Source organism: Kribbella sp. DT2 (assembly GCF_049844575.1).
Classification (GTDB): domain Bacteria; phylum Actinomycetota; class Actinomycetes; order Propionibacteriales; family Kribbellaceae; genus Kribbella.
Genome location: NZ_JBNCLH010000015.1, coordinates 42,737 through 67,322, shown reverse-complemented (window position 1 = coordinate 67,322; position 24,586 = coordinate 42,737). Strand labels below are relative to the sequence as shown.

The following is a 24,586-nucleotide window of genomic DNA, read 5'->3' as shown; positions in this document are numbered from 1 at the left end:
GATCCAGCCTCAGCGTGGCCTTGCACCTGCCCTCGACGTGCGTACGTGGCCGCTCGGTTACTTCACGTCCGCGTACGTCGGGGACAGCTCGCGGGCCAGGTGCTCGATGAACAACCCGACGTCGGTGACGATGCCGCGGGCCTGGGACGATCCGCGGTCGGCGAGCTTGGTGACCGTCGCCGGGTTGATGTCCACGCAGGTCAGCGGGATCGCGGCGGGGAGGATGTTGCCGGTGGCCACCGAGTGCAGCATGGTCGCGGCCATCAGGCAGTAGCCGACATCCGTCAGCTCGGCCCGCATCGCGCGCTGGCCCTCGAGCACGTCGGTGTAGACGTCGGGCAGCGGGCCGTCGTCGCGGACCGACCCGACCAGCACGTACGTGCCGCCCTTCTTCACCATCGCGTGCATCACGCCGGAGGTGAGCACGCCCTGCTCGACGGCGGCCGCGATCGAGCCGGACTTGCGGATCGTGTTGATCGCGCGGATGTGGTGCTCGTGGCCGTGCTCGACGCCGCGGCCGCGGGCCAGGTCGACCCCGAGCGACGTCCCGTACAGCGAGGACTCGATGTCGTGGGTGGCCAGCGCGTTGCCGGCGAACAGCACGTCGACGTACCCGGCCTCGACGATCGCGACCATCGCCGGGGCCGCGCCGGTGTGCACGATGCCGGGGCCGCCGACCCAGAGCACCTTCTGGCCGTTCGCCTTCGCCTCGCGCATCCCGTCGGCGACCTGCTTGACCAGCACCCGCTGCGGCTTCTCCGAGGAGACCTCGGACTCCATGAAGCCGAACGCCTCCTCGGTGCTGGCGACGATCGGCGGCGCGACCTTGACGCCCTGCGCGCTGGTGACGACCTTCATCCCGGCCTTCACCTCCGACATCGGGATGGTCCGGACGCCGCCGTTCTCGACCAGCAGGCCGCAGTCCATCTCGGGGTTGGTGACCTGGATCCAGTGGCCGTCGAGGCGAACGCTGGTCGGCAGGTTGGTGGTCGAGTAGAACCCGTCGGGGAAGACGCCGTCCTGGTCGACCTCGGTGACCTCGGCGGTGCCGGGGTTGACCAGGTTCGCGCCCTTGGTCTGAATCCGCATCAGCAGCCGCTGCAGGGCTTCCTCGTCCTCGGCGCCGACCGTCATCCGGACCGTCGACGGGTCGTCCTTGTCGTAGCCGAGGTCGAACTTGTCCAGCGTGTACTCGCCGCCGTAGCCGCGGATGTCGTCGAGGACCCGGGACAACAGCCCGGAGTCCATCAGGTGGCCGGTGATCTCGACCGTCTCGGTGACCTGCACGGGATGCCTCCTCCGTCAGCGGGGGTGTCGGATTGTCCGACGATCGGCACTCTAGCCGGTCGCTGTTTCGGGGGCATGTCCTGTCCAGCGGTCAGACCAGCTGATCACCTGGTACGGCGCACGAAGGTCAGACCACGGCGCCGTCGTCCGGGGTGTCCTCGGGAGGAAGCCGGTCGTTCATCCGGATCACCAGCGTGAGGAAGCCGGCCATGAAGCCGACGACGCCGAGCAGCGTGATCCGTCCGGTCCCGAAGTCGAGGACCGCGGCGAGGATCAGCAGCAGCGGACCACCGATCAGGCCGAGCCAGGCGGCGCGGGTGATCCAGTCCAGCCGGGGGCCGCGCGTCGGCTCCGGCGGGACGAAGTGGTCGTGCGGGTCGTCCGTACGCCGCGGCGGTGGTTCCTTCGGCGGCTCGTCGTCGGTGTCACCGACGATCAGACCGGCCGGTACGTCGATGAGCGGCTCGTACGAGTTCTCGTCGACGTCCTCGCTGGCGGGCCAGCGAGGGACCGGCGGTACGTCGTGACCCGGCGCCGACGGCGCGTTGAACTGCTCGACCAGCGAGGCCCACTCGGCGTCCTCGGTACTGCGGTCGATCACCCCACGCGCCTTGTCGGCGGCGTCGGAGTCGACGAAGATCTCCTCGAACCCGGCCGGAACCTGCGCCTTGGCGGGCGCCGGGGTGGAAGGCGTGTCGTCGCCCGCGTCCGGCGTACTGGCCTTCGGCGTCGTCGCCTCGTCGGGAGCGTTCGCCGGAGCGGCTTCCGTGGTGGCACGCGCCTTGGCCGGCCCGGCCTCCGCCGCGGCTCCGCCGTTGTCCGCCTTCGCGGGCGTAGGGGAGGAGGCGTCGTCGCCCGGCGTACTGGCCGTCGGCGTCGTGGCGTCGCCGCTTGCGCTCGCCGAACCGACTGCTCCCGACCCCTTCGGCGTCGTCGCGTCGCCGGCCATCGGCGCCCCGGAGTCCGGCGGGGAGCAGTACGCCGCGATGCCGGCGTCGGCGAGGGCCTTCAGGACGGCGGTCGTGACGAGGGGGTCGATGCCGCCCAGCGACGTGTAGGTCGCGGCGGTCAGGCCGTTGTCACGCATCGGCGCCGATCCGGCGGACGAAGGCGGTCGCGTCGGCGAAGATGCGTGGTGCGTCGTTGTCCAAAGTGGCCACGTGGTAACTGTCCTCGAGCAGGGTCTCGGTGACGTCGCGGGACGAGATCCGGGACAGCACGGTGCGCCCGGAGCTCGGTTCGACGACGTGATCGACAGTACTGCGGAACAGCAGCACCGGCTGCGTCACCTTGGCAAGATCTTCGCGGGTGACCTTCCACAGCTGCGACAGCGAGTGCAGCGCGCGCAGCGGCATCCGGTCGTACGCGCCCTCGTCGACACCCGGCTTCTTGATGTCGTTCGAGATCCCCGGGAACGACGGCAGGAACCGCTGCAGCACCGGCAGCACCGCGAGCCGCTTGTCGTCGGTCTGCACGGACGGGTTCACCAGGACCACGCCCGCGACGTCCGCGCCGTGCTGCTCGGCCAGCCGCAGGACGAGACAACCGCCCATCGACAGCCCGACCAGGAAGACCTGATCGTGCTCCTTGCGCAGCCGCTCGAACTCGTTGTCGAGCACGGCGTACCAGTCCTGCCAGGTCGTGGTGTTCGCCTCGCGCCAGTGCGTGCCGTGCCCGGGCAGCCGCGGTACGGCGACGCCGAACCCCTCGGCGGCCAGGTGCTCCGCGAACGGGCGCATCGACTTCGGCGATCCGGTGAAGCCGTGACTGAGCAGGATCCCGGTGCCGGCGTTCGGGCCGGAGCCAGGGCTGCGGAACTCCTCCGCGTGGGCTTGCACGGGCACAGGTGCTCCTAGAAGTTCGCGTGTTGCCTGAGTCGTAATGGTCGCAGCCTCACCGTCCGTCGCCCACCCCGGCCAGGGTGTCGGTTCGGTGACGTGATCGGTGACACCACACAGTGTGCAACCACAGATCAACACAGAGCGCAACCCCGGAATCCCTGGCGGTGACGTTGCCTGAGGAGGAGGGTGGAACGTAAGGTCCTGCCCGGCGGGTGCTGCGTGCCCGCCGATGCGGGACACTGGAGCTGACCGAACGGTGGAGGTGGCACGTGCTGTACATGTTCATCCGGCGGTTCCTCGTCGCACCGCTCGCGAGGTTGCTGTTCCGGCCCAAGGTGAGCGGCCTGGAGAACATCCCGGAGAGCGGGCCGGCGCTGCTGGTCAGCAACCACCTGGCGTTCTCGGACTCGATCTTCCTGCCGGTCGCCGTACCGCGCCAGATCGTCTTCCCGGCCAAGTCGGAGTACTTCACCGGCCCGGGCCTCAAGGGCAAGCTGGTCGCCACGTTCTTCCGCTCGATCGGCCAGATCCCGATCGACCGCTCCGGCGGCCGCGCCTCGCTGGCCGCGCTGAACACCGGCCTGGAGATCCTGAACAAGGGCGAGCTGTTCGGCATCTACCCCGAGGGCACCCGTTCGCCCGACGGCCGGCTCTACAAAGGCAAGACCGGGGTCGCCCGGATGGCGATCGTGGCCGGCGTACCGGTCATCCCGGTCGCGATGATCGACACCGAGAAGGTCAACCCGCCCGGCACGATGATGCCGAAGTGGTTCGTCAAGGAGCCCGGCCGCCGGTTCCCGCGCCTGGTCCGCCCCGGTGTCGCGATCGGCAAGCCGCTGGACTTCTCCCGGTACGAGGGGATGGAGCGCGATCGGTTCGTGCTGCGCTCGGTCACCGACGAGATCATGTACGCGATGATGGAGCTGTCCGGCCAGGAGTACGTCGACATGTACGCCGAGAAGGCCAAGGACCTGCTCAAGGCCGGCGAGAAGATCGACGACCACCTCAAGCCGCGGCTGGACGACACCAAGGCGTCCTGAGCCTCACCCGGGGGTCGGCTCGCCTTCGAAGTAGGTCTCGCCGAACTCGACGACGACCGCCCACCGGTCTCCGTCCCGCGCCGAGGCCAGCCCGCCGGCCAGGTCCAGGATCTGTGTCGCGCAGTACCGCTTGTGCAGGCAGTCGCTGTCGAGCTGGGTCCTGATCCGCTCGAGCTGGCCGGTGGTCGGGGAGACGTGCGACCAGGCCAGCAGGCTCGCCCGCGGCGTGGGGTACGGGGAGTCGGGGCAGTCCGACCCGACCGGCTCGATCGACGTGACGTCGCGGACCTGGGTGAGTTGCGGCTCCAGCTCCCGCGCGAGGTCGACGGAGCAGGAGGTCGCGTCCAGCGCGGCGGCGATCCTGCGGGCCTGCGTCCGGAACTCGCCGGCGAACGTGAGGACCGTGTACGACGTCGTGACGCACCCGTACGGCCAGTAGTACTTGTCCTCGTCGAACCACTGGCCGCCGTCGCACTCGTCGTGGCGGGACGAGGCGACCTCGTGCAGGATCGGCGCCGCCCTCCACACCATGGCCAGCTTCACGGCGTTGCGGCGCTCGCCTTCCGCGCGCGCCGCCGACAGCTGAGCGCCGTCGTACTCGACCTCGAGCGGCGCCCGGCCCTTGTAGCAGGCAGCGAGCGGCAGCAGGCAGGCCAGGGCGAGTGCCCCTCGGAGCAGTTTCATCGTGTGATTCTGGGTGACGACGGGGTCGTGGATGACGACGTGGAGCCGTGCGTGGGTGAGGATGATCCCTGTGGAGAGCGAGCTGAACGTGCTGGGCGCCCAGCTGGAGGAGTGCGGGACCGACCCGGTGACCGGGTTCTTCCGCGACGGCTGCTGCAGCACCGGTCCCGAGGACCTGGGCAGCCACACCGTCTGCGCGGTGATGACGACCGAGTTCCTCGCGCACCAGGCGTCGGTCGGCAACGACCTGGGGACGCCGCGGCCGGAGTTCGGGTTCGCCGGGCTGGCGCCGGGGGACCGGTGGTGCGTCGTCGCGGCGCGGTGGCTGCAGGCGTACCACGCCGGGGTCGCGGCTCCGGTCGTACTGGCTTCGACGCACCGGCGGGCGCTGGACACGATCCCGCTGACGGTGCTGCGCGAGCACGCGGTCGACGTACCGGCTGATCCGAGCTCGCTGGCCTGAGCGCTCGGGGTGAGACGGCTGCGCAGCGGTTCGAGGGCCTCGAATATGGTTGGCGTATGCAATTCGCGACGTTGAACGAGGGCGTGGTGCCGGGTGTCCCCAGCCTGGACGAGCTGCGGGGACTCAAGCCGCTCCAGCAGCCCGAGTGGCCGGACCAGGTAGCGCTGGAGCAGGTGATCGGCCAGCTGCGCAAGCTGCCGCCGCTCGTCTTCGCCGGTGAGTGCGACGACCTGACCGACAAGGTCGGGGCGGTCGCCCGCGGCGAGGCGTTCCTGCTCCAGGGCGGCGACTGCGCCGAGACGTTCGACGGCGTCACCGCCGAGAACATCCGGGCCAAGCTCCGGGTGCTGCTGCAGATGTCGGTCGTGCTCCAGTACGCCGCGAGCGTGCCGGTGGTGAAGGTCGGCCGGATCGCCGGCCAGTACGCCAAGCCGCGCAGCTCCGGCGACGAGACCCGCGACGGCGTCACGCTGCCGTCGTACCGGGGTGATGCTGTCAACGGCATCGACTTCACCTCCGAGTCGCGCATCCCGAACCCGCAGCGCCTGCGCGAGGTCTACAACGCCGCCGCCGCGACGCTGAACCTGACCCGCGCGTTCACCACCGGTGGGTACGCCGACCTGCACCAGGTGCACGCCTGGAACACCGACTTCGTCCGCTCCTCGCCGGTCGGGCGCCGCTACGAGCAGCTGGCCTCGGAGATCGAGCGCGCGCTCGCGTTCATGCGCGCCTGCGGTGCGACCGCGGACGAGTTCCGGACCGTCGACTTCTACGCCTCGCACGAAGCGCTGATCCTCGAGTACGAGCACGCGCTGACCCGGATCGACTCGCGCACCGAGCAGCCGTACGACGTCTCGGGGCACCTGCTCTGGGTCGGCGAGCGGACCCGGCAGCTCGACGGCGCGCACGTGGAGTTCCTCGCTTCGCTGTCGAACCCGCTCGGCGTGAAGATCGGGCCGACGACGACGCCGGAGTACATCCGCGCGCTGATCGACAAGCTCAACCCGAAGGGCATCGAGGGACGGCTCACGTTCATCACCCGGATGGGCGCGGGCAAGATCCGCGAGGCGCTGCCGCCGCTGCTGGAGGCCGTCCGCGACCACGGTTCGCCGATCGCGTGGGTCTGCGACCCGATGCACGGCAACACCTACGAGACCCCGAACGGCTACAAGACCCGCAACTTCGACGACGTCGTCAACGAGGTCGAGGGCTTCTTCGACGCCCACGAGCAGGTCGGGACGTGGCCGGGCGGTCTGCACGTGGAGCTCACGGGCGACGACGTGACCGAGTGCCTTGGTGGTGGTGAGGCGCTGGTCGCCGAGGACCTGGTCAACCGGTACGAGACGGCCTGCGACCCGCGGCTGAACCGGCACCAGTCCCTGGAGCTCGCGTTCCTGGTCGCGGAGCGGCTGCGGGGGGCGCGGGCGTGAGTGGCGCGGGACCGGCGGGCTCGGTGATGTGCCGCGCGGATGGGGGTGTCCGGGAGCTAGGGCCCCGAGAGGCGAGTTGACGGTGACGAGCCGCGGCTGGTCCGCCTGCGGGAGCAGCGAGATCAGGCGCTAGCCGAGCGCAGCGAAGGCCCGGGGGCGGCACTGCCCTTCCCTCCCATGGGGTGTTGGGTGCAGTCGCGGATGGGATGGGCCTGGGCGTGCGGCGTTCGGGTGGGATCGAGGCGCGCGGATGCGCGTCGTACGGGGAGGTTTGTTGTGATTGATCTGCGGTCCGACACGGTCACGCGGCCGTCGGCGGGGATGCTGGCGGCGATGACGAGCGCGCCGGTCGGGGACGACGTGTACGGCGAGGATCCGACGATCAACGCGCTCGAGGAGCGGGTCGCGGGGTTGCTCGGGCACGAGGCGGCGCTGTTCGTCGTCACTGGCTCGCTAGCGAACATTCTCGGCGTCCGCGCGCTCGTTCCGCCGGGGTCCGAGGTGCTGTGCGAAGCGCGGGCGCACATCGCGCGCGCCGAGCTCGGTGCGCACGCGGCCGTCAGCGGTGTGACCACGCGGACATGGAGCACGCCGGACGGGCAGATCGATCTCGGCCAGATCCGCGAGCTGATCGCGCCGAATCTCGGACCGTACTTCGTGCAGACTGCCGCGGTGTCGGTCGAGAACACGCACAACTTCGGCGGCGGTTCGATCCAGCACTCGTACGACGCTCTTGCGGACCTGCTCGACGAGGCGCAGCTGCCGTTGCACCTGGACGGCGCTCGCCTGTGGAACGCCTCGGTGGCGACCGGTGTGCCGATGGCGGCGTACGGATCGCGCGCTGCGGCGGTCAGCGTCTGCCTGTCCAAGGGCCTCGGCGCCCCCGTCGGATCGGTGGTGGCCGGCTCGGCCGAGCTGATCCGTGAGGCCCGAGTCTGGCGAAAGCGCCTCGGCGCCGGCTGGCGTCAGGCGGGTGTGCTCGCGGCCGCCGGTCTGTACGCCGTCGAGAACAACGTCGAACGCCTCGCCGACGACCACGCCAACGCCCGCCGGATCGCCGAGATCCTCGCCGACGCGGCCCCCGGCTCGGTCAAGCCGGACCAGGTCGAGACCAACATCGTCGTCGCCGACCTGGCCGCCACCGGCCGCACGGTGGCGGAGGTGGTCGCCGGCGCGAAGGAAGCCGGCATCCTCGTCGGCGGCGTAGGCGCTACCCAGCTCCGTCTGGTCACGCACTTGGACGCCTCAGCCGACGACTGCCGCAAGGCTGCAGAAACCATCGCCGCGCTGCTCGTCTGACAACAGCCGGACCCGCCCACCCGGTACGCGACCCGCAACGCGCGCCGGTACTCGGAAGCCCCGCGCCTGCAGCGCCTTCAAGTGCCGGCCCGCGCCCGGCGCTGGTGCCTGGCAGCCGCGCGCCTGCCGCGCCTTCAAGTGCCGGCCCGCGTCGCGCGCTGGTACTTGGGAGCCCACGCCCGCGGCGCCTTCATGTACCAGCGCGCGCCGCGGGCACGTACTCCACGGGTGTACGTCGCGAGGTCAGATCTGCGCGGCCCCGCCGTCGACGAAGTACTCGGTGCCGGTGACGAAGCTGGCGTCGTCGGAGGCCAGGAAGGCGGCGACGGCGGCGATTTCGTCTGGTTCGCCGATGCGGCCCAGGGGGAACTCCGGGCCCAGTTGCTCGACGACGTCGGCGCCCAGGTACTCGGTCAGGCCCGGGGTCCTCGTCGCGCCGGGGCTCAGCACGTTGACGCGGATCCCTCGGCCGGCGAGGTCGACGACCCAGCCGCGGGCCAGCGCGCGGATGGCCGCCTTCGATGCGCCGTACACGCTCTGGCCGGGTGCCATGCGGATCGACGCGGTGGACCCGGTGAGGATGACTGAGGCATGCTCGCTCAGGAGCGGTAGCGCCTTCTGCATCGTGAAGATCGTGCCCTTCACGTTCGTTCCGTAGACCCGGTCGACTTCCGCCTCGGTGATCTCGCCGATCGGCGCCAGCGTGCCGGTGCCGGTGTTCACGGCCAGTACGTCGATGCTGCCGTGCCGTTCCCGGACCGTCTCGAACACCGCGTCCAGATCGGCGATCTCAGCGGAGTCCGCGCGGACTCCGACGACGGACGCACTCCGGTAGGCGCCGGATTCCAGACCGCGCTCGAGTTCGGCGACCGCGGCGTCCAACGCCGTCCCGTCTCGCCCCGTGATCACCACATTGGCGCCCTCGGCAACAAAACGACGGGCGATCGCGAACCCGATGCCACGGCTCGCACCGGTGACAACTGCCGTCCGACCTGCAAGTTTCCCGCTCACTACAACTCCCCAGGAGGTTATTTGACTAAGTAGTCTAAAACGTAGCTCGTTCTGGACTGAATAGTCAAGAAAGCCCTCAAGGTAGGGTGGTGCAACGTCGAGTCACAGCGTTCGGGGAGAGCCGTGCGAGAGATCGTCGTGTTCAGCGGTAGTGCTCATTCCGGCCTTGCCGAGCAGATCTGCGCCGATCTCGGCGTCGACCTCTCGCCGGTCGAGATCCACCGCTTCAGCAATGACTGCCTACAGGTTCAGCTGCAGGTGAACTGCCGCCAGCGCGACGTCTACATCGTCCAGCCGCTGGTCCCACCGACGCAGGAGCACCTGATGGAGCTGCTGCTGATGATCGACGCGGCCCGTGGTGCGTCGGCGGCGCAGATCACCGCCGTGATGCCGCACTACGCGTACGCGCGGTCGGACAAGAAGGACGCCTCCCGCATCTCGATCGGCGGCCGGCTGGTCGCCGACCTGCTGGTCGCGGCCGGCGCGGACCGGGTGCTGACGATGGCGCTGCACGCGCCGCAGGTGCACGGGTTCTTCTCGGTGCCGGTCGACCATCTGACCGCGATCGGCGTGCTGGCCGACCACTTCCGCGGCACCGACCTGACCAACACGGTCGTGGTCAGCCCGGACCTCGGCAACGCGAAGACCGCGACGCAGTTCGCCCGGCTGCTCGGGCTGCCGGTCGCGGCGGGCAGCAAGCAGCGGCTGGCCGACGACCGGGTCGTGATCGACGCGATCGTCGGCGACGTGGCCGGCAAGAAGGCGATCGTGCTCGACGACGAGATCGCGACCGGCGGCTCGATCATCGAACTGCTCGACCGTCTGAAGGACCTCGGCTGCACCCAGGCCGCGGTCGCCTGCACCCACGGCCTGTTCGCCGGCAAGGCGGTCGAGCGGCTGCGGTCGCACCCGTCGATCACCGAGGTGATCAGCACCGACACGGTCCCGCGCCCCGACGGCTTCCCCGAGCTGCAGGTCAGCTCGGTCTCCAAACTGTTCGCCGCCGCGATCCAACGCATCCACGACGGCGAATCAGTCAGCAGCCTCTTCGACGGCGTCGACCCGACCCACGGACCGCCCCAGCCCAAGCTCCCGTTCTGACGGTCGTCCCGGGGCGGTCGCGGCGCGACCTTGAGCCCGCCGACGCACCGCCGCAGCCCAGCCCCGCTCTGACATGCGCTCCGGGACCTCCTGGCCCCGGAGCGCCTTCGGTCAGCCTTCGCAGCAGGCTCGGTGCAGCCACTCCGGCTCGTGCCACCAGTACTCGCTGTCGTGCGCGTGCGCCTGGTCGCGGCGTAGGGGCTGCGGGCCGGCGCTGGCTCTTGCTGTCGTCGCGAACGGCTCCAGTAGATCGTCAACAATGTGCAATTTCCCGCCGACCATCACCCGCTCGACGTCGGCCGCGTGCCGGATGTCCGCCAGTGGGTTCCCCTGGACGAACGACAGATCCGCCTGCGCACCCGGCTGCACGACGGCCAGCTTGTCTTCCAGGTTCAGCCAGCGCGCTGGATTGCGCGTCGCCGTCGTCAGAGCCTCGTACGGCGTGAAGCCGCCCGCGACCATCGAGCGCAGGTTCGCGTGCAGCGACACCGCGACGTTGTCCAGCGGCGCGTCCGTGCCGGCGATCACCAGGCCGCCGCCGCGGTGGATCCGCAGCACCATGTCGACGTTGCCACGCAGAAGTTCGCGCGTGGTGGCGCCGGCCGGACCCGCCGCCGTGTCCACCTCGGCCTTCAGAGCGGCGTACTCCCACGCCGGGTACAGCGTCGTCGTCCGTCGGTCGGTGAGCAGCGACGGATCGTCGACATGCGCCATCGTCGAGTTGAACAGCGTCGGCGTGACCGACAACCCGGCCCGCGTGAACAGCGTGATCACGTCGGCGTACGCGCGCCCGAGCCGGCTGACCGTGTGCGAGTAGCCGAGCCGGTTCGTCGCGCCGGTGTGCTCCATCCCGTCCATGCCGAGGTGCTCGGCGGGGTAGAGGTAGTGCGACGACAACTGCAGCCCGAGCTGGTGCACGGCCGCGATCGCCCGGCGCTGGTACTCGATCGGCAGCCGCACGTACGTCTTCACCATGTCGTAGCCGACGCCCGCGACCCGGTCGAGCTCCAGCCCGAGCTGCCGCAGCGACACGGTCGGCCGCATGAAGTTGTAGTAGACCCGCGAACCGTCGATCGCCTCACCGGTCGCGAAGTACCGAGGCCCGGTCAGAGAACCGTGCGAGAGCGCTTCCCGTGTTTCCTGCATCTGGTACACGGGATCGCCAGGAGAGCGCGTACTGGTGATCCCGTACGACAGCCAGAGGTTGCCCTGCCGCGCACCCCACGCCCGGCCGCGCAGGTGCCAGTGGTTGTGCGCGTCGATCAGCCCGGGCATCACGGTCAGCTCGGACGCGTCGACGTCCGCGCGTCCCCGGTGCGGCCGGACGGCGGCGATCTTCGACCCGTCGACAATCACGTCGACGTTCTTCCGCAGCTCCTGCGCGCGGCCGTCCCACAGTGCACCGGCGTGGATTGTGACGTGCTGGTTGATCTTGGCGCGCTGCCAGGTGAGGTCGAGCCGAATCGTCCGCGGCCGCGAACCGTCGACATCTGTACGACGCAAGCGGCCGTTGTTCAGGTAGAGCAGGGTCCTGTTGTCCAGCCAGGCCGGCGAGTCCGTGACCTCGCTGGTCACCGCTCGCGGCTTGCCGGTGAAGCGGCCGCGCCGATCGACCGGTACGACGTACAGCAGACTTTCGACAACGAACGCGAGCCGACGGCCGTCGGGTGAGAAGGCCGGGCCGTCGTCGCCGCGGGTCGCGAGCGAGCGGAAGGGCATCGGCTCGACGTACTCGAAAGCGGTTGTTGCCACGTCGACGTACATCAGCTGGCTGGTGCCCTCGCGGAACCGCTTCGAGAACGGTTTGACCGCGCCGAGCACGATCGTCCGGCCGTCGGCGGACCAGCTGACCCGGCCGGGCTGGAACAGCGTCGGGGTCAGTTGGCGGACCTGCTGCGAGGCGACATCGAGAACCCAGGCGATGCCGTCCTGGTCCTGGTAGGCGATCTGCTTGCCGTCCGGGGAGAACCGCGGCGCGGTCTGTGCCCCGGGCAACGACGACAGCTTGGTATTGGTGCCCTGGGCGATGTTGTGCAGCCAGAGATCCGCCGTACCGTCGCGGTCGCTTGCGTAGAGCAACTGACGGCCGTCGGGGGAGAAGTCCGGGTCGGAGTTGAAGTAGCCGTCGGCAACGACCTTGCGCGGGCTGCCACTGCCGTCGGTCCGGGCGAGCCAGAGCGCGTTGAGGGCGCGGAAGCTGAGCCATCGGCCGTCGGGGGAGACCGTCGGGCTCGCGATTCCCTTGACCGCTTGGGGTTTGGTCGACTCGATGTCCGGGCGCTTCGGGCGTGGTCGCTTCGACGTGACTGGCACGACTGCCGTGAACGGGACCACGGAGGACGAGCCGCCGGAGTGCTTCATCACGTGGCCGTCGGCCGTGTAGAAGAGGTTGCCGGAAGCCCACGACGGCGGTACGGCGAAGACGTCCTTCCCGGTGGTGACGGTCGCGTCGCCGATCACCAGGTCGCACGTCGGGCCGGTGAGGCGGACGTAAGCGAGCTGGCCGGTCGGCGAGTACGACGGGCCGAAGACGGTGATCCCAGTCTTCGCCGGTACGACGGTACGCCGTACGCCAGTGGTCAGATCGAGTTCGACGATCGCGGTCGTGTCCGTGGTGAACGCGAGCTTGCGGCCGTCGGCGGAGACGGCCGGCTCGGCCTCCTCGGTCGGGTCGTCGGTGAGCGCGACGATCGCGCCGGTGCGCAGATCGAGCCGGTGGATGCCGTAGGTCCCGCTGCCACCGCGGTCGGAGGAGAACACGAGCGCGCGGCCGTCCGGGGTGAAGTGCGGCTCGCGGTGGTCGTACCGGCCGGTGGTGAGTTGCCTGAGCGCGCGACCATCTGGTCGGATTGTCCACAAATGGTAGTTGCCGTCGCGGTAGGACTGGAAGACGATCTCCTTCCCGTCCGGCGACCAGCGCGGGCGGGTGGCGTCCTGCAGATCGTCGGTGAGGCGCGTCGCGCGACCGCCGCCGGCCGGGGTCACCCAGATCGCGGTGACCAGGTCGAAGGCCAGGCGGCGTCCGTCGGGGGAGACCGCGACCATGAAGTTGGTGCCTTCGGTCAGGGTCGCCTGGTTGCCGGACTCGGTCTTTGCCGACGGGCTCGAGATTGTTGACGGCGAGGCGGCGGCTTCAGCGACCGGGAGCGAACCGGCCGCGGCGACGCCGCCGGTGAGTTGCAGAGCGCGACGGCGGGAGATGCTCCAGGCAGGGGTTTCGTCGGGGTTCACGGGCAGATCCAATCCCTGAGGGCGGTGGGACGAGACCGAATCTGCCAGCAGTGTCGAGGTCAGTTGAGCCTGTACGACGATCCCCGCGACGAACGGATCATTCGCTGCGACGAACGGCGCCAGCCGTTCGGCATGTCCGCCGGGCCGTTCCACCTGCCGGAAGAGGTGATGGACCGTGGACAGGACAGCCCGTCAGATCCCGCCTGTCGATCCATTCCGGGCTCACCTGTCCGCTGGTCACAACAACCCACCTGCCGATCCGTTCCGTCCCCGGCCGACCCGTTCCGACCCATTTGCTGATCCGTTCCGCCCACCTGCCGACCCGTTTCCCCCCGACCCTGGCGATACGTTCCCACCATCTGCCGACTCGTTCTGGCCTGCCTGTCGACTCGCGCTGGCGTGCCGGGCAAGCTCATCGATCGGATAACGCGTACGGCCGACCGACCTGCCGACTCACGCTGGCGTGCCGGGCAACGCCGTCGACCGGATGATGCGGCCAGCCTGCCCACTCACGCTGGCCTGCCGACTCACGCTGGCGTGGGGGCCAATCGTCGATCGGATGAGGCGTGCGGCCTGCCGGCCGACTGACGCCGGCCACGCCGGCCACCCCGCCCGCAACGCCCACCCGCATGCGGGCGTGCTGGTCGAGGAGTTCTGTCGTCGACTGCCTGCGGACTCGCTTCGGTCTGCCTGCCGGCCCTCGCCGGTCGGCCGGGTGAGGTGCTCTATCGTCGGCCGCATGAGTTCGCCCGACGCCTCCAAGTCCTCAGCCCCGACGCCCGATCCCAGCGCCGACGGATCTGCCGCCGAGTCGCACCGGGTCGAGGGATCCGGAGTCGTGGGATCGGGAGCCGAGGAGGCGAGGGGCGTGGGGTCCGGAGCTGAGGGCCCGGGTGCCGAGGCGCCCAGGGGCGAGGGTTCGGGGGGCGAGGGAGTCGGGGGCGAAGGATCGGGAGTCGCGGGGGCGAGGGGCGACCGATCCGGAGCTGAGGGTCCGGGCGTCGAGGCGCCCAGGGTTGAGGGGTCCGGGGTCGAGGAGTTCGCCGCCGCGGGGTCGAACGGCGTGGGCTCCAGGACCGACGCGTTCGGCGGCGCGGGGTCGGCGGGCAGAGCGTCCACGGCTGCGGGATCTGCGCCCGGTATCGGCTTTCTCGTGTCGCCTCGGGTTCGGGGTGGGGTGGCTGCGGTTGCTTGTGTGGTGGTGGCGTTGGGCGCGGCGCTGGCGGTGGACGGCCGGCTCGATCGGCAGTGGGTGACGCGGGGGATCACGCTGCTGCTCGCGCTCGGATGTGCGGCGGTGCTGACGGTGGATAACGGGCGGCGGGCGCGGCGGATCATCGCGGTGGTCGGGCTGCTGATGTTCGGGTTCGTGTTCCCGGTGAGCTCGACGACGTGGTCGACTCCGCCGGAGATCGACTTCGCTCTGGCTGTCGCAGATGATGCGGAGGCGGCGGCCAACAAGAGCGCGCAGAGTGTGGTCACCGTCGAGGACGTCAAGCGCGCCGCCGAGGCTCGCGGTGGCGCGATCGGCTCGCCGATCACCGACAAGACTCCCGAGGCCCGCGGCGCCACGGCGTACCCGCTCATCATCCGCGCCGACAAGGACCAAGGCCGCCCCTGGGCCTGCCTCACCTTCGAGAACGGCCTGACCGCGAAGGTCCGCGCCTGCTGAAATCCTGTACGACGAACAGCCGGCCGCGCTCGCCGATCAGTACTCGCTCGCCAGCTCCTCAGCCCTCGCGAACGGATCCCACGTGATCGCCATCCCATCAAGCTGAGCGGCGACAACCTCGAGCCCCGCCTCCCATCCAGCCGCCGCAGGCCCAGCCGCCTCGCGGTCGGACAGCACGTTGGTGAACACCAGCCGGCACCCCTCCGCCGTACCAGTGATCTCCCACGTCAGGATCTCGTCCATCCACTCGTACTCGAGCACCGACGGCGGCTCCCGCCGCAGCATCCGGCCGTTCGGTTTGCGCGCGGGTTCGTCCGTCATCCCGTACGTCGCCCGCTGCCGCTCGGTCACCCCGAAGAACAGCTCGTCCTCGCCGGCCAGATCCACCACGGCGGGAAACCAGGCGGCCAGCTGCTCGGGCTCGGTCAGCGCCCGCCACACCTTCTCTGGCGGATGCCCGAACAGCCGGATGAATCGGATCGCCACCCGTCCGTCCTCGGTCGCGTGCACCGTCCCACGCTCAGATGCCATACCCGGAATATAACCACAACGGCATAGAAGCGGAAGGCGCGGGACCGCCGTCCTTGGGCAACTCGAGCAACCTTCGGCAGCTCGGTGATACCAGCCGATCCACCGCGTCCCAGCAGGTGACAACCTGTCCACCAACTGAGAAATCGATTTCCAACCCTCCCCAAAGGGCGACCCCGCGACCTAGGCTCGCGGGCATGACTCTTGGGAACCTGGCCGGAATCAGTGCCGTCGTGGACGTGGAGAGCCGCTCGATCAGCGCGGAGAACCCGACCGGTGAGCCCGGTCAAGGGGGTCGCCGGACCGAAGGCACGGGGGCCAACGCGGCCCGTGATCTCGGGCAGGGGTGGAAGGTCTCGCCGTCGATCGAGATCGGGCCGGGCGAGACCGCGACCCTCGCCGACATCGCCGGCAGCGGGTGCATCACGCACATCTGGCTCACGACGCACAGCGACAACTGGCGGCGGCTGGTACTGCGGTCGTACTGGGACGGCGACGACGCGCCCGCGGTCGAGGCGCCGGTGGGCGACTTCTTCTGCTCCGGCTGGGGACGCTTCGCGCAGGTCAACTCGCTGCCGGTCGCGGTGAACCCGAACGGCGGCTTCAACTGCTACTGGGAGATGCCGTTCCGCGAGCAGGCCCGCGTGACGATCGAGAACACGTCGGACGAGAAGGTGATTGTCTACTTTCAGATCGACTACTGGCTCGGCCAGGTCGCGGAAGGGTCGGCGTACCTGCACACGCAGTGGCGGCGCAGCAACCCGCTCCCGTCGAAGACCGTGCACACGCTGCTCGACGGCGTCGAGGGACCGGGCCACTACGTCGGGACGTACGTCGCCTGGGGTGTGAACAGCACCGGCTGGTGGGGTGAGGGCGAGGTCAAGTTCTACCTCGACGGCGAGGAGTGGCCGACAATCTGCGGAACCGGGACCGAGGACTACTTCGGCGGTGCATGGAACTTCGACCTCGGCCCGGACCGCGGTGGGTACGCGGAGTTCAGTACGCCGTACCTGGGCATGCCGCAGGTGATCCGCCCGGACGGCCAGTACGCGAGCCAGATGCGGTTCGGGATGTACCGCTTCCACCTGCCCGACCCGATCCGCTTCCGCGAGTCGCTGCGCGTCGACGTCCAGGCGCTCGGCTGGCGCTCGGGCGGGCGGTACCTGCCGCTGCAGGACGACATCGCGTCGACCGCGTTCTTCTACTCGACGAAGACGAGCACCGCCCGGCCCGAGGCGCCGACCCACGACGCGATGGAGATCTGCTGACCGCTACTCGGCAGCGTCGAGCCGAGCCCGCTGGTCGGCCGTCAGTTCGAGGTCGACAGCGGCCAGGCTCTCGTCGAGCTGAGCGACCGAGGACGCGCCGACGAGCGGGATGACCGGCACCTCGCCACCGATCAGCCAGGACAGCACGACCTGGTTGGGCGTTGCGCCGGTTTCCGCCGCGACCTCACGCAGCGCCTCGAGGCGGGCCGGCGTACCGGCGTGGTCGTGCTCGTGCCCGAGCGGCCTGTCGTCACGGACGTAGGCGCCGCTGAGCAACGGGCTGTAGGCAACGAGTGTGAGCGCCGGGTCGTGCCGCACGTAGTCGAGAATGTCGCCTGCGGCAACACCGAGCTCGCCGTCGGGCGAGTGCCGGGTCCTCAGATCCGTACGCTGCCGTGCATAGGTGTGGTGGTACTGAAGCACCTCGTACGGCGCAAGCCCGGCCGACGCGGCTAGTTGCCGGGAGCGCTCAACTCGCCAGCTCCAGTGGTTGCTCGCGCCAAGCAGTCCGACGTTGCCCTCGGCCACGAGTGCGCCGAACGCCCCGACAGTCTCCTCCAGCGGCGTCCGCGAGTCCCCGATGTGCGCGTAGAGCAGGTCGAGCTTGGAGACGCCGAGCCGTTCGGCGCTCCGGGCCGACGACTCGCGGATCACCGCGGCCGACAGTCCTTCGGTCTCGGTAGTGAGGGCCGTACGGGGTTGGAGCGGACGGCCGGCGAGCTTGGTCGCGATCACGACCTCGTCGCCGACGCCGTGCGCCCGCCGCCAGCGGCCGAGCAGCGACTCGCTCTCACCGCCTTGGGTGCCGTTGATCCAGTACGCGTAGTTGTTGGCCGTGTCGACGAAGGTCCCACCGGCCTCGACGTACCGGTCGAGGATCGCGTACGACGTGGTCTCGTCGGTGGTGGTGCCGAACAGCATGGCGCCGAGGCTCAGGACGCTGACCTCGCGGCGGGTTTCCGGGTGCGTGCCCAGGGTGCGATATTTCATGGCCGCGAGTGTGGTTGCTAGACCGAGGTCTAGGTCAAGGATGGGCGAGCGGGCGGTCCAGGGCGGCCACGGTGAGGACGACCAGCGCCGAGGTCCAGCCGAGCGGGGCCTCGCCGGCGGGCTCGACGTTGCGGTTGACCTTCTCCGGCAGGGCGCCGCTCGCGGTGCGGTGGGTGTCGAGCCAGGTCAGGAGCTGCTCGGCTGTGGTCCGGTCGCCGCGGGCGGCGGCGCTGAGCGCGAACAGGGCGGTCTGCGGCGTCCAGGCGACGCCGTCGGCGCGCCACTGCTCGCCGGGCGTGACTCCGCCGTTGGGTTGGGTGAGGACCTTACGCGTCCGGTCGATGGCCCGGTCGAGGTCGGCGTCGGCGGGGGCGAAAGGCGGGCCGAGGATCGTGATGATCGCGTCCGCGCCGCCGCCGATGCCGATCGTCATCCCGGGCTCCAGGACGCTGACCGCTGAGGCCGGGGTCCGCGGGTAGTCCGGGCCGAAGTGCCGAGTCGTTGCCTTGGACAACCGATCGAAGGCCGTCTGCCAGCGGTCGGCGTCGGCGGTGTGGTCGAGCTTGCGGGCGATCGCGACGCCGGCGCGCAGGCCGGTCAGCAGGGGCGCGACCGTGCCGAGGGTGACCTCGGACTCCGCGCGTTCCCAGTAGTCGGGGGACGGTGCCGGCAGACCGTTGGCGCCGAGCTCGGCGACGATCTGGTCGGCGGACTCCTTCACCATCGGCCAGTACTGGCTGAGGTCGCGGCCGCAGAACCACGTTGCCCAGAGCACCCACCCGGAGCCGTCCAGCTGCGGTTCGCGACCGTCGGCCGGTACGCCGCCGGTCTCGGCGAAGTAGCGCGCTTCCCACCGGCCGGCCGACGGGTGGACCCGGTCGAGGAAGGAGAGGATGCGGCCGGCTTCGTCGTACTGGCCGATCGCGCAGCGCGCCGCGGCGACGAACGACGCGTCCCGCGGCCAGACGTACCGCCAGGGGCCGTCGTTGCCGGCCAGGGTCGCGCCGTTCGGCATCGTCAGCGCGTCGAGGTCGGCGAGGGCGTGCCGGACCAGTTCGGCGTACGGCGTACTGGTGGTAGCTGGTGGCAACGGTCTGCCGGGGATGCCGTCGGCAACGAGTCGCGGCTGGGGGTTGCGGTCCAGGTTGGAGATGGTGGCCGAGGCAAGGATCGCGAGCAGCGCGGCGATGACGGCGGCCGGGAACCACCGGACCCGTCGCGCGCTGTCGTCCCGCATCACCAGCCTCCTCCGGCTACTGGGCGAGGTGCTGGACCTCGGCCTCGATCTTGCGACGTGGAGCCAGTTCGACCAGGTACATCGCCGACATGACCAGCGCGCCGCCGACCAGCATCCGCGCGGTCACGCTCTCCGACCCGAACAGTACGGCGAACGCCGACGCGAACACCGGTTCCATCGTCATCGCGATCGCCGCGCGCGTCGGCGTCAGGTGCGCCTGTGCCCAGGTCTGCACGATCAGCGCGAGCGCGCCCGCGACCAGCGCCATGTAGACGACGCGGACCCAGTCGCCGCCGCCGGACGGCAGGCTGAACCCGCCAGGGATCGCGCCGATCGCGCACACGACGGTGATCACGACCATCTGCAACGCCGACAGGCCGAAGGCGTTCGACGGCGTCGACCAAGCGCCGAGACCGATGATGTGCAGCGCGTACAGGCAGGCCGAGGCCAGCGTCAGCAGTTCGCCGGTGCCGAGGCTGAAGTCGCGCAGGGACAGGACGCCGAGGCCGATCGTTGCCAGCACGACCGCGATCCAGGCCCAGCGGCCGATCTTGTGGCGCAGAATGACCGCGGCGAGCAGCGGCGTGAACACGACGTACATGCCGGTGACGAAGCCGGAGACGCTCGCCGACGTGTGCCGCAGGCCCTCGGTCTGGACCAGCTGGGCGATGCCGTACGTGATGCCGAGGGCAACACCGCGACCGCGATCGAGGCGGCTGAGCCGGGCGATCGCAGGCGGATGGACCGCGATCAGCGCGACCGCGGCGATCAGGAATCGCAGCGCCAGGTAGTCGGCGACGTCCATCCGGTCGAGCAGGTCCTTGGTCAGGAAGAACGTGGATCCCCAGGCCGCGGCCACCGCGAGCAGGGCGATCACGGCGACGCGCGGGTGATTCACGAGCAAAGCTAACCAGACACCTGACAGGGCGCCAAAACGCTCCCGCTCCTCTTCCTCCTGGTCGCCCTGCCGGGTTGTCGTTGGTGCAGACTCTTGCTAATAGTTAACGAACATGGTAACTATTGCAGTATGACGAACGATCAGGTCGACCGGTTCTTCGAGGTGCTGGCTGATCCGACCCGGCGGCAGGTGGTGCGGCTGCTCGGCGAAGGCCCGCAGCGGGCCGGTCGGCTGGCGGTCGCGACCGGGGTCTCGTCGCCCGCGATGAGCCGGCATCTGCGGATCCTGCTGTCCGCGGGGCTGGTGACCGACGAACGAGTGGCCGAGGACGCGCGCGTGCGGGTGTTCCGGCTGCGGCCCGAGCCGGTGGTCGCCGTACAGGCGTGGCTGGATCAGGTGCAGGCGCACTGGCAGGAAAATCTCGGGTCGTTCAAGAAGCACGTCGAGGACAAGGGGAAGTCATGACGAAGCAGTCCGCCACCGCGACCGTCGAGGTCGCCGCCGATCCGGCGACCGCGTTCGCGGTGTTCACCGACGAGATCGACCTGTGGTGGGTCCGCGGGCCGATCAACTTCTTCGACTCCGCCCGGGCGATCGAGATGCGGATCGAGCCCGGCGTCGGCGGCCGGATCCTGGAGATCTACCAGGTCGGCGACGGCGCCGCGGTCGAGGACGCGCTCGAGCTCGGGCGGATCACGGTCTGGGAGCCGGGCGCGCGGATGGGCTACCGCAGTTCCGTCGACGACACCGAGACGACAATCTCCTTCGAGGCCGTCGATGCCGGCACGCGCGTGACCGTCGAGCAGGTCCTGCTGCCCGGTGGCAAGCAGGCCTTCTACATGTGGCCGAACGTCATCGCATGGCTGCCGAAGTGGATCGACCGGCGCGACTCCTCCCCGCGAACGCCGCGGGATCTCGACCGGATCAGCATGGCCTTGTACTACGAGGATCCGGCGGCCGCCGCGCGCTGGCTGAGCGACGTCTTCGGCCTCGACTCCTGGGACCGTGTCCCGGGCGAAGGTGAACGCGCGCCCTGGCTGGAGCTGCACATCGGCAACTCGGCGCTGATCCTGTTCAAGCTGAAGGACCACGGTGCGCCCCGGCTGGATCACGGGCTCTGGGTGTACGTCGACGATCTCGACGCGCACTTCGCCCGCAGTACCGAGCGCGGCGCCAAGATCCTCTCCGAGATCCACCAGCACGGCTACCGCCGCTACGAGGCCCAGGACCTGGAGGGTCATCACTGGACCTTCGCCCAGGCCCGCCCGACGATGTAGGAATGTCGACGATCTACTACGAGGACTCCGGCAGCGGTGACGCCGTCCTGCTGCTGCCTGGGTGGGCAGGCAGCATCGCCGAGTTCGGCTCATTGCTGGGCGAGCTCAGCGACGGCTTCCGCGTCGTCGCGGCGGACCTGCCCGGCTCGGGCCGGTCCCAGCCGCAGCCGCGGGAGTACTCGGTGGACTTCTACGCCGAAGACGCGCGGGCCTTCCTCACCCTGCTGGACGAGCTTGGGATCGGCGCGGCTCACCTGGTCGGCTTCAGCGACGGGGGAGAGGTCGCGCTGCTGATGGCGGCGCTTGATCCCGGGCGGGTGCTGTCGGTCGTCACCTGGGGTGCGGCCGGTCGCATCGTCGAGCCGGCCGCCGGCCCGACGTTCGACCAGCTGGAACACCTGATCGGCGAGCCAGTTGCCGGTCGGTCGTTCGACGAGCCGGAGCGCCTGATCGGCGAGCCGGTCGCCGGGCCGTCGGCCGACCAGCTGGAGCGGCTGACCGACGCGCCGGTTCGCGAGCTGCTGCCGCTTGCGGCCTATCTGGCGGAGGCGTACGGGGCCGATACAGCGCGAGCGATGGCCAGGAGCTGGGCGCGGGCGCTGCGCGGGATCGCCGACCGAGGTGGTGACGTTGCCCGAGCCCACGCGGCGAGTATTCGGTGCCCGGCCTTGCTGATCGCCGGTAGCGACGACGTGTTCTGCCCGCCGTACCTGGTGAAGGAGATGGCCGACGCGATCGACGGCGCGCGGTACGACGAGTTCGAGGGCGCGGGTCACGACCTGCACCGATCAGCCGCTGGGCGGTTCGGCGGGACGCTCAGCGATTGGCTGAGTCGGCACTAGAACGTGACCTGCGTCATGAGATGTCACAGGGGTTGAGCAGCTGGTGTCTTGAGGCCGAACCCACCAGGGAACGGAGACGAGACGATGACCAAGCAGATCGAGGCCGTGGTGATCGGCGGCGGGTACGCCGGGGTGATGGCGGCGAACCGGCTGACGAAGCGGGCGGACGTGGCGGTGACGTTGATCAACCCGCGGGCATTCTTCGTCGAGCGGATCCGGTTGCACCAGCTGGTCGGCGGATCGGACGACGCGGTGGTGGACTACGAGCACGTGCTGGCCGACGGGGTGCGGCTGGTGGTGGATGCGGCCGATCGGATCGACGCGGATCAGCGCATGGTGACGCTGGTGTCGGGGGCGGCTGTCTCCTACGACTACCTGGTGTACGCCGTGGGGAGTGGGACCGACGAGCAGCAGGTTCCGGGGCTCGAGTTCGCCTACCCGCTCAACTCGCTGGAGGAAGCCGAGCGGCTGCGGTCGATTGTTGACAATGTGCAGTCGGTGATCGTGGTCGGGGCCGGGCCGGCCGGGATCGAGACCGCGGCCGAACTGGCTGGGGCGGGGCGCCCGGTGCCCGCCGGGGGAGGGCGTCCAGTGACGGCAGAGGAAAGGCGGTCGGTGGAGGCCGGAGGAGGGCGTCGGGTGACGCTGGTCTGCGGTGGGGAGCTCGGGCCTTACCTGCACGCGAGTGGACGTCGTACTGTCGCCGCGCGGCTGGAGGAGCTCGGCGTGCAGATTGTTGACGGGCCCGGTACGGCGGTGGCGGCCGTGACGCGTGATGCCGTGCAGCTTGCCGACGGTCGTGAGTTGCCGAGCGAGCTGACGATCTGGACCGCCGGGTTCGGCGTACCGGATCTGGCTGTGCGCAGCGGGCTGAGCACCGACGCACTGGGCCGCCTGCTCACCGACGAGACGCTGACGAGCGTGGACGACGAGCGGATCGTCGCGGCCGGGGATTCGGCGGCGCCGTCGGGGCTGTCGTTCCGGATGGGGTGTCAGTCTGCGGTCCAGCTCGGTCCGCAGGCTGCTGAGACCGTGCTCAATCGGATCGCGGGCAAGAAGCCGGCGGACGTCGGGGTTGGGTTCGCCGGGCAGTGCATCAGCCTCGGGCGGGACAGCGGGATCTTCCAGTTCGCGCACCGCAACGACGTCGCGATCAGCCTGCACCTGCGCGGACGGTTCGGCGCGAAGGTCAAGGAGATGGTCTGCAAGAGCACCGTCTGGCAGCTCAGGACCGAGGGTCGCCACCCTCGTGTGATGAAGTGGTGGACGAAGGACGGCAAGCGCCCGCGGCTGGTTCGTGACGCCCGCGTCGTCAGCCGCCAGGCGTGAGAGGGAGAGATCGATGACCGACCCGGTGGTCCGGCGTGAAGGGGAGAGGTCGGCAGCCGATGCCGTCGAGCCGTCGGTGGGTCGGCGTGAGAGGGAGAGTTCGGTGACCGACCCGGCCACCGAGAGTTTTGTTGCTCACCGCAACCTGCTCTTCACCGTCGCGTACGAGATGCTCGGTTCGGCGGCTGATGCCGAGGACGTGCTGCAGGAGACGTGGTTGCGCTGGGTCGGTGTCGAGCTCGACCAGGTCCGCGACGAGCGGGCGTACTTGGTCCGGATCACCACGAGACAAGCGCTCAATCGGCTGCGGACGATGAAGCGGCGCAAGGAGGCGTACGTCGGGCCGTGGCTGCCCGAGCCGTTGCTGACGGCACCGGATGTTGCTGACGACATCGAGCTAGCCGAGAGTTTGTCGATGGCGTTGATGCTGGTGCTGGAGACGCTGGGGCCGACCGAGCGGGCGGTGTTCGTGCTGCGGGAGGTGTTCGGGGTCGGGTACGACGAGATCGCGGACGCTGTCGACAAGACGCCTGACGCGGTCCGCCAGATCGCGCACCGGGCCCGGAAGCACGTCGACGCCCGACGTCCGCGTGAGGCGGTCTCCGCGAGCCAGACCCGGGTGGTGCTGGAGAAGTTCCAGCGCGCGATCGACACCGGCGACCTGCAGAGTCTGCTCGACGTGATGGCACCCGACATCGTGTTGATCGGCGACGGTGGCGGCGTCAAGCAGGCCGCGCTCCGGCCGATCGTCGGCGCCGACCGGGTGATCCGGATGGTCACCGGCGGCCTCGGCAAGATCGACGCGAAGCTCAGCCTCAGCCCGACCGTCATCAACGGAAACCCGGCCTTGCTGGCGCGGCTCGACGACGAGCTGGACGGCGTGATGGTGTTCCGGATCGAGGGCGCGCTGGTCACCGGCCTGTACTACGTGCGCAACCCCGAGAAGCTGTCCCGCCTCGACGAGGAGACGATGTTCACCCTGAGCTGAGGCGCCACCGATGCCGCGCCGGCGGGAGTCGGCGCGGCGGCAACGCGTGGGGTGCGGCGGCGACGTAGGGGCGCGGGGCGGCAGCGCGTGGGAGGGGCGCAACGCGTGCGTGGGCGCTCAGCCTCGTCGGGCGGCCCGATCTGCTCGGCGGCGCCGAGCGCCGAAGTCGA

The 24,586-nt window shown here is 70.0% G+C and carries 22 protein-coding genes; 12 read left to right on the top strand and 10 right to left on the bottom strand.

Annotation, left to right across the window (positions count from 1 at the left end):
- Window positions 1-57 precede the first annotated feature (57 nt).
- From ACLQ2O_RS39785 to ACLQ2O_RS39775, 3 genes are all read right to left on the bottom strand, one after another.
- Window positions 58-1,287: a TIGR00300 family protein gene (locus ACLQ2O_RS39785; RefSeq protein WP_425842672.1), complete on the bottom strand. Its 1,230-nt coding sequence runs from the start codon at window positions 1,285-1,287 to the stop codon at window positions 58-60.
- A 127-nt stretch (window positions 1,288-1,414) separates the two neighbouring features.
- Window positions 1,415-2,374: a hypothetical protein gene (locus tag ACLQ2O_RS39780; protein ID WP_425842671.1), complete on the bottom strand. Its 960-nt coding sequence runs from the start codon at window positions 2,372-2,374 to the stop codon at window positions 1,415-1,417.
- A complete protein-coding gene (locus ACLQ2O_RS39775) occupies window positions 2,367-3,131 on the bottom strand; it encodes an alpha/beta hydrolase (protein WP_425842670.1) in 765 nt (254 codons plus the stop codon). Before ACLQ2O_RS39775 ends, ACLQ2O_RS39780 begins: the two co-directional genes overlap by 8 nt.
- A 275-nt stretch (window positions 3,132-3,406) precedes the next feature.
- Between ACLQ2O_RS39775 and ACLQ2O_RS39770 the strand changes: the two genes are divergently transcribed.
- Window positions 3,407-4,168: a lysophospholipid acyltransferase family protein gene (locus ACLQ2O_RS39770; RefSeq protein ID WP_425842762.1), complete on the top strand. Its 762-nt coding sequence runs from the start codon at window positions 3,407-3,409 to the stop codon at window positions 4,166-4,168.
- A gap of 3 nt (window positions 4,169-4,171) precedes the next feature.
- On the opposite strand, the gene ACLQ2O_RS39765 is transcribed toward ACLQ2O_RS39770, so the two are convergent.
- Complete coding sequence (locus tag ACLQ2O_RS39765; protein ID WP_425842669.1) at window positions 4,172-4,852, bottom strand: hypothetical protein; 681 nt, start codon at window positions 4,850-4,852, stop codon at window positions 4,172-4,174.
- 61 nt (window positions 4,853-4,913) lie between these two features.
- Between ACLQ2O_RS39765 and ACLQ2O_RS39760 the strand changes: the two genes are divergently transcribed.
- The 3 genes from ACLQ2O_RS39760 (at window position 4,914) to ACLQ2O_RS39750 (ending at window position 8,044) form a co-directional block, all read left to right on the top strand.
- Window positions 4,914-5,315, top strand: coding sequence for a DUF2237 family protein (locus tag ACLQ2O_RS39760; protein ID WP_425842760.1), 402 nt, complete (start codon window positions 4,914-4,916; stop codon window positions 5,313-5,315).
- A 56-nt stretch (window positions 5,316-5,371) separates the two neighbouring features.
- The gene (locus ACLQ2O_RS39755) at window positions 5,372-6,745 is read left to right on the top strand and encodes a class II 3-deoxy-7-phosphoheptulonate synthase (protein ID WP_425842668.1); all 1,374 of its coding nucleotides are present in this window, start codon (window positions 5,372-5,374) and stop codon (window positions 6,743-6,745) included.
- A 276-nt stretch (window positions 6,746-7,021) separates the two neighbouring features.
- Window positions 7,022-8,044, top strand: a complete 1,023-nt coding sequence (locus ACLQ2O_RS39750) for a threonine aldolase family protein (RefSeq protein WP_425842667.1) — start codon at window positions 7,022-7,024, stop codon at window positions 8,042-8,044.
- Between the two features lie 243 nt (window positions 8,045-8,287).
- Here ACLQ2O_RS39750 and ACLQ2O_RS39745 read toward each other — a convergent pair whose 3' ends face one another.
- Window positions 8,288-9,055, bottom strand: a complete 768-nt coding sequence (locus tag ACLQ2O_RS39745) for an SDR family NAD(P)-dependent oxidoreductase (protein WP_425842666.1) — start codon at window positions 9,053-9,055, stop codon at window positions 8,288-8,290.
- Window positions 9,056-9,178: 123 nt separating this feature from the next.
- Between ACLQ2O_RS39745 and ACLQ2O_RS39740 the strand changes: the two genes are divergently transcribed.
- Window positions 9,179-10,156, top strand: coding sequence for a ribose-phosphate diphosphokinase (locus tag ACLQ2O_RS39740; RefSeq protein WP_425842665.1), 978 nt, complete (start codon window positions 9,179-9,181; stop codon window positions 10,154-10,156).
- Window positions 10,157-10,267: 111 nt separating this feature from the next.
- On the opposite strand, the gene ACLQ2O_RS39735 is transcribed toward ACLQ2O_RS39740, so the two are convergent.
- Window positions 10,268-13,387, bottom strand: a complete 3,120-nt coding sequence (locus ACLQ2O_RS39735; RefSeq protein ID WP_425842664.1) for a DPP IV N-terminal domain-containing protein — start codon at window positions 13,385-13,387, stop codon at window positions 10,268-10,270.
- Window positions 13,388-14,582: 1,195 nt separating this feature from the next.
- Here ACLQ2O_RS39735 and ACLQ2O_RS39730 point away from each other — a divergent pair.
- Window positions 14,583-15,059 (top strand): hypothetical protein, encoded by a 477-nt coding sequence (locus ACLQ2O_RS39730; protein ID WP_425842663.1) that lies wholly within the window; start codon window positions 14,583-14,585, stop codon window positions 15,057-15,059.
- Window positions 15,060-15,095: 36 nt separating this feature from the next.
- Here ACLQ2O_RS39730 and ACLQ2O_RS39725 read toward each other — a convergent pair whose 3' ends face one another.
- The gene (locus ACLQ2O_RS39725) at window positions 15,096-15,590 is read right to left on the bottom strand and encodes an SRPBCC domain-containing protein (RefSeq protein WP_425842662.1); all 495 of its coding nucleotides are present in this window, start codon (window positions 15,588-15,590) and stop codon (window positions 15,096-15,098) included.
- A 194-nt stretch (window positions 15,591-15,784) separates the two neighbouring features.
- On the opposite strand from ACLQ2O_RS39725, the gene ACLQ2O_RS39720 reads away from it, so the two are divergent.
- Window positions 15,785-16,855, top strand: a complete 1,071-nt coding sequence (locus tag ACLQ2O_RS39720; protein WP_425842661.1) for a glycoside hydrolase family 172 protein — start codon at window positions 15,785-15,787, stop codon at window positions 16,853-16,855.
- A gap of 3 nt (window positions 16,856-16,858) precedes the next feature.
- Here the strand turns inward: ACLQ2O_RS39720 and ACLQ2O_RS39715 are convergent, their stop codons facing one another.
- From ACLQ2O_RS39715 to ACLQ2O_RS39705, 3 genes are read right to left on the bottom strand one after another with little or no spacing between them, the layout of a single operon-like run.
- Window positions 16,859-17,845, bottom strand: coding sequence for an aldo/keto reductase (locus tag ACLQ2O_RS39715; protein ID WP_425842660.1), 987 nt, complete (start codon window positions 17,843-17,845; stop codon window positions 16,859-16,861).
- A gap of 34 nt (window positions 17,846-17,879) precedes the next feature.
- Window positions 17,880-19,082, bottom strand: coding sequence for a glucoamylase (locus ACLQ2O_RS39710; protein WP_425842659.1), 1,203 nt, complete (start codon window positions 19,080-19,082; stop codon window positions 17,880-17,882).
- A gap of 16 nt (window positions 19,083-19,098) precedes the next feature.
- A complete protein-coding gene (locus ACLQ2O_RS39705) occupies window positions 19,099-19,980 on the bottom strand; it encodes a DMT family transporter (protein WP_425842658.1) in 882 nt (293 codons plus the stop codon).
- Between the two features lie 129 nt (window positions 19,981-20,109).
- On the opposite strand from ACLQ2O_RS39705, the gene ACLQ2O_RS39700 reads away from it, so the two are divergent.
- The 5 genes from ACLQ2O_RS39700 (at window position 20,110) to ACLQ2O_RS39680 (ending at window position 24,416) form a co-directional block, all read left to right on the top strand.
- On the top strand, window positions 20,110-20,445 hold the full coding sequence (locus tag ACLQ2O_RS39700; RefSeq protein WP_425842657.1) for an ArsR/SmtB family transcription factor: 336 nt from the start codon (window positions 20,110-20,112) through the stop codon (window positions 20,443-20,445).
- Window positions 20,442-21,257 carry a VOC family protein gene (locus ACLQ2O_RS39695; protein ID WP_425842656.1) on the top strand — a complete coding sequence of 272 codons (816 nt, stop codon included), beginning with the start codon at window positions 20,442-20,444 and terminating at the stop codon, window positions 21,255-21,257. Before ACLQ2O_RS39700 ends, ACLQ2O_RS39695 begins: the two co-directional genes overlap by 4 nt.
- 2 nt (window positions 21,258-21,259) lie before the next feature.
- On the top strand, window positions 21,260-22,099 hold the full coding sequence (locus ACLQ2O_RS39690; RefSeq protein ID WP_425842655.1) for an alpha/beta fold hydrolase: 840 nt from the start codon (window positions 21,260-21,262) through the stop codon (window positions 22,097-22,099).
- A gap of 84 nt (window positions 22,100-22,183) precedes the next feature.
- On the top strand, window positions 22,184-23,428 hold the full coding sequence (locus ACLQ2O_RS39685; protein ID WP_425842654.1) for an NAD(P)/FAD-dependent oxidoreductase: 1,245 nt from the start codon (window positions 22,184-22,186) through the stop codon (window positions 23,426-23,428).
- Between the two features lie 13 nt (window positions 23,429-23,441).
- Complete coding sequence (locus ACLQ2O_RS39680; protein ID WP_425842653.1) at window positions 23,442-24,416, top strand: RNA polymerase sigma-70 factor; 975 nt, start codon at window positions 23,442-23,444, stop codon at window positions 24,414-24,416.
- Window positions 24,417-24,586 lie beyond the last annotated feature (170 nt).

What these genes read in the sequence shown, in the direction of transcription:
- ACLQ2O_RS39755 (WP_425842668.1), top strand. Translation starts at nt 5,372, where the DNA reads ATGCAATTCGCGACGTTGAACGAGGGCGTGGTGCCGGGTGTCCCCAGC.
- ACLQ2O_RS39695 (WP_425842656.1), top strand. Translation starts at nt 20,442, where the DNA reads ATGACGAAGCAGTCCGCCACCGCGACCGTCGAGGTCGCCGCCGATCCG.
- ACLQ2O_RS39780 (WP_425842671.1), bottom strand. Translation starts at nt 2,374, where the DNA reads ATGCGTGACAACGGCCTGACCGCCGCGACCTACACGTCGCTGGGCGGC.
- ACLQ2O_RS39680 (WP_425842653.1), top strand. Translation starts at nt 23,442, where the DNA reads ATGACCGACCCGGTGGTCCGGCGTGAAGGGGAGAGGTCGGCAGCCGAT.
- ACLQ2O_RS39720 (WP_425842661.1), top strand. Translation starts at nt 15,785, where the DNA reads ATGACTCTTGGGAACCTGGCCGGAATCAGTGCCGTCGTGGACGTGGAG.
- ACLQ2O_RS39725 (WP_425842662.1), bottom strand. Translation starts at nt 15,590, where the DNA reads ATGGCATCTGAGCGTGGGACGGTGCACGCGACCGAGGACGGACGGGTG.
- ACLQ2O_RS39760 (WP_425842760.1), top strand. Translation starts at nt 4,914, where the DNA reads ATGATCCCTGTGGAGAGCGAGCTGAACGTGCTGGGCGCCCAGCTGGAG.
- ACLQ2O_RS39685 (WP_425842654.1), top strand. Translation starts at nt 22,184, where the DNA reads ATGACCAAGCAGATCGAGGCCGTGGTGATCGGCGGCGGGTACGCCGGG.
- ACLQ2O_RS39710 (WP_425842659.1), bottom strand. Translation starts at nt 19,082, where the DNA reads ATGCGGGACGACAGCGCGCGACGGGTCCGGTGGTTCCCGGCCGCCGTC.
- ACLQ2O_RS39700 (WP_425842657.1), top strand. Translation starts at nt 20,110, where the DNA reads ATGACGAACGATCAGGTCGACCGGTTCTTCGAGGTGCTGGCTGATCCG.
- ACLQ2O_RS39690 (WP_425842655.1), top strand. Translation starts at nt 21,260, where the DNA reads ATGTCGACGATCTACTACGAGGACTCCGGCAGCGGTGACGCCGTCCTG.
- ACLQ2O_RS39765 (WP_425842669.1), bottom strand. Translation starts at nt 4,852, where the DNA reads ATGAAACTGCTCCGAGGGGCACTCGCCCTGGCCTGCCTGCTGCCGCTC.
- ACLQ2O_RS39715 (WP_425842660.1), bottom strand. Translation starts at nt 17,845, where the DNA reads ATGAAATATCGCACCCTGGGCACGCACCCGGAAACCCGCCGCGAGGTC.
- ACLQ2O_RS39770 (WP_425842762.1), top strand. Translation starts at nt 3,407, where the DNA reads ATGTTCATCCGGCGGTTCCTCGTCGCACCGCTCGCGAGGTTGCTGTTC.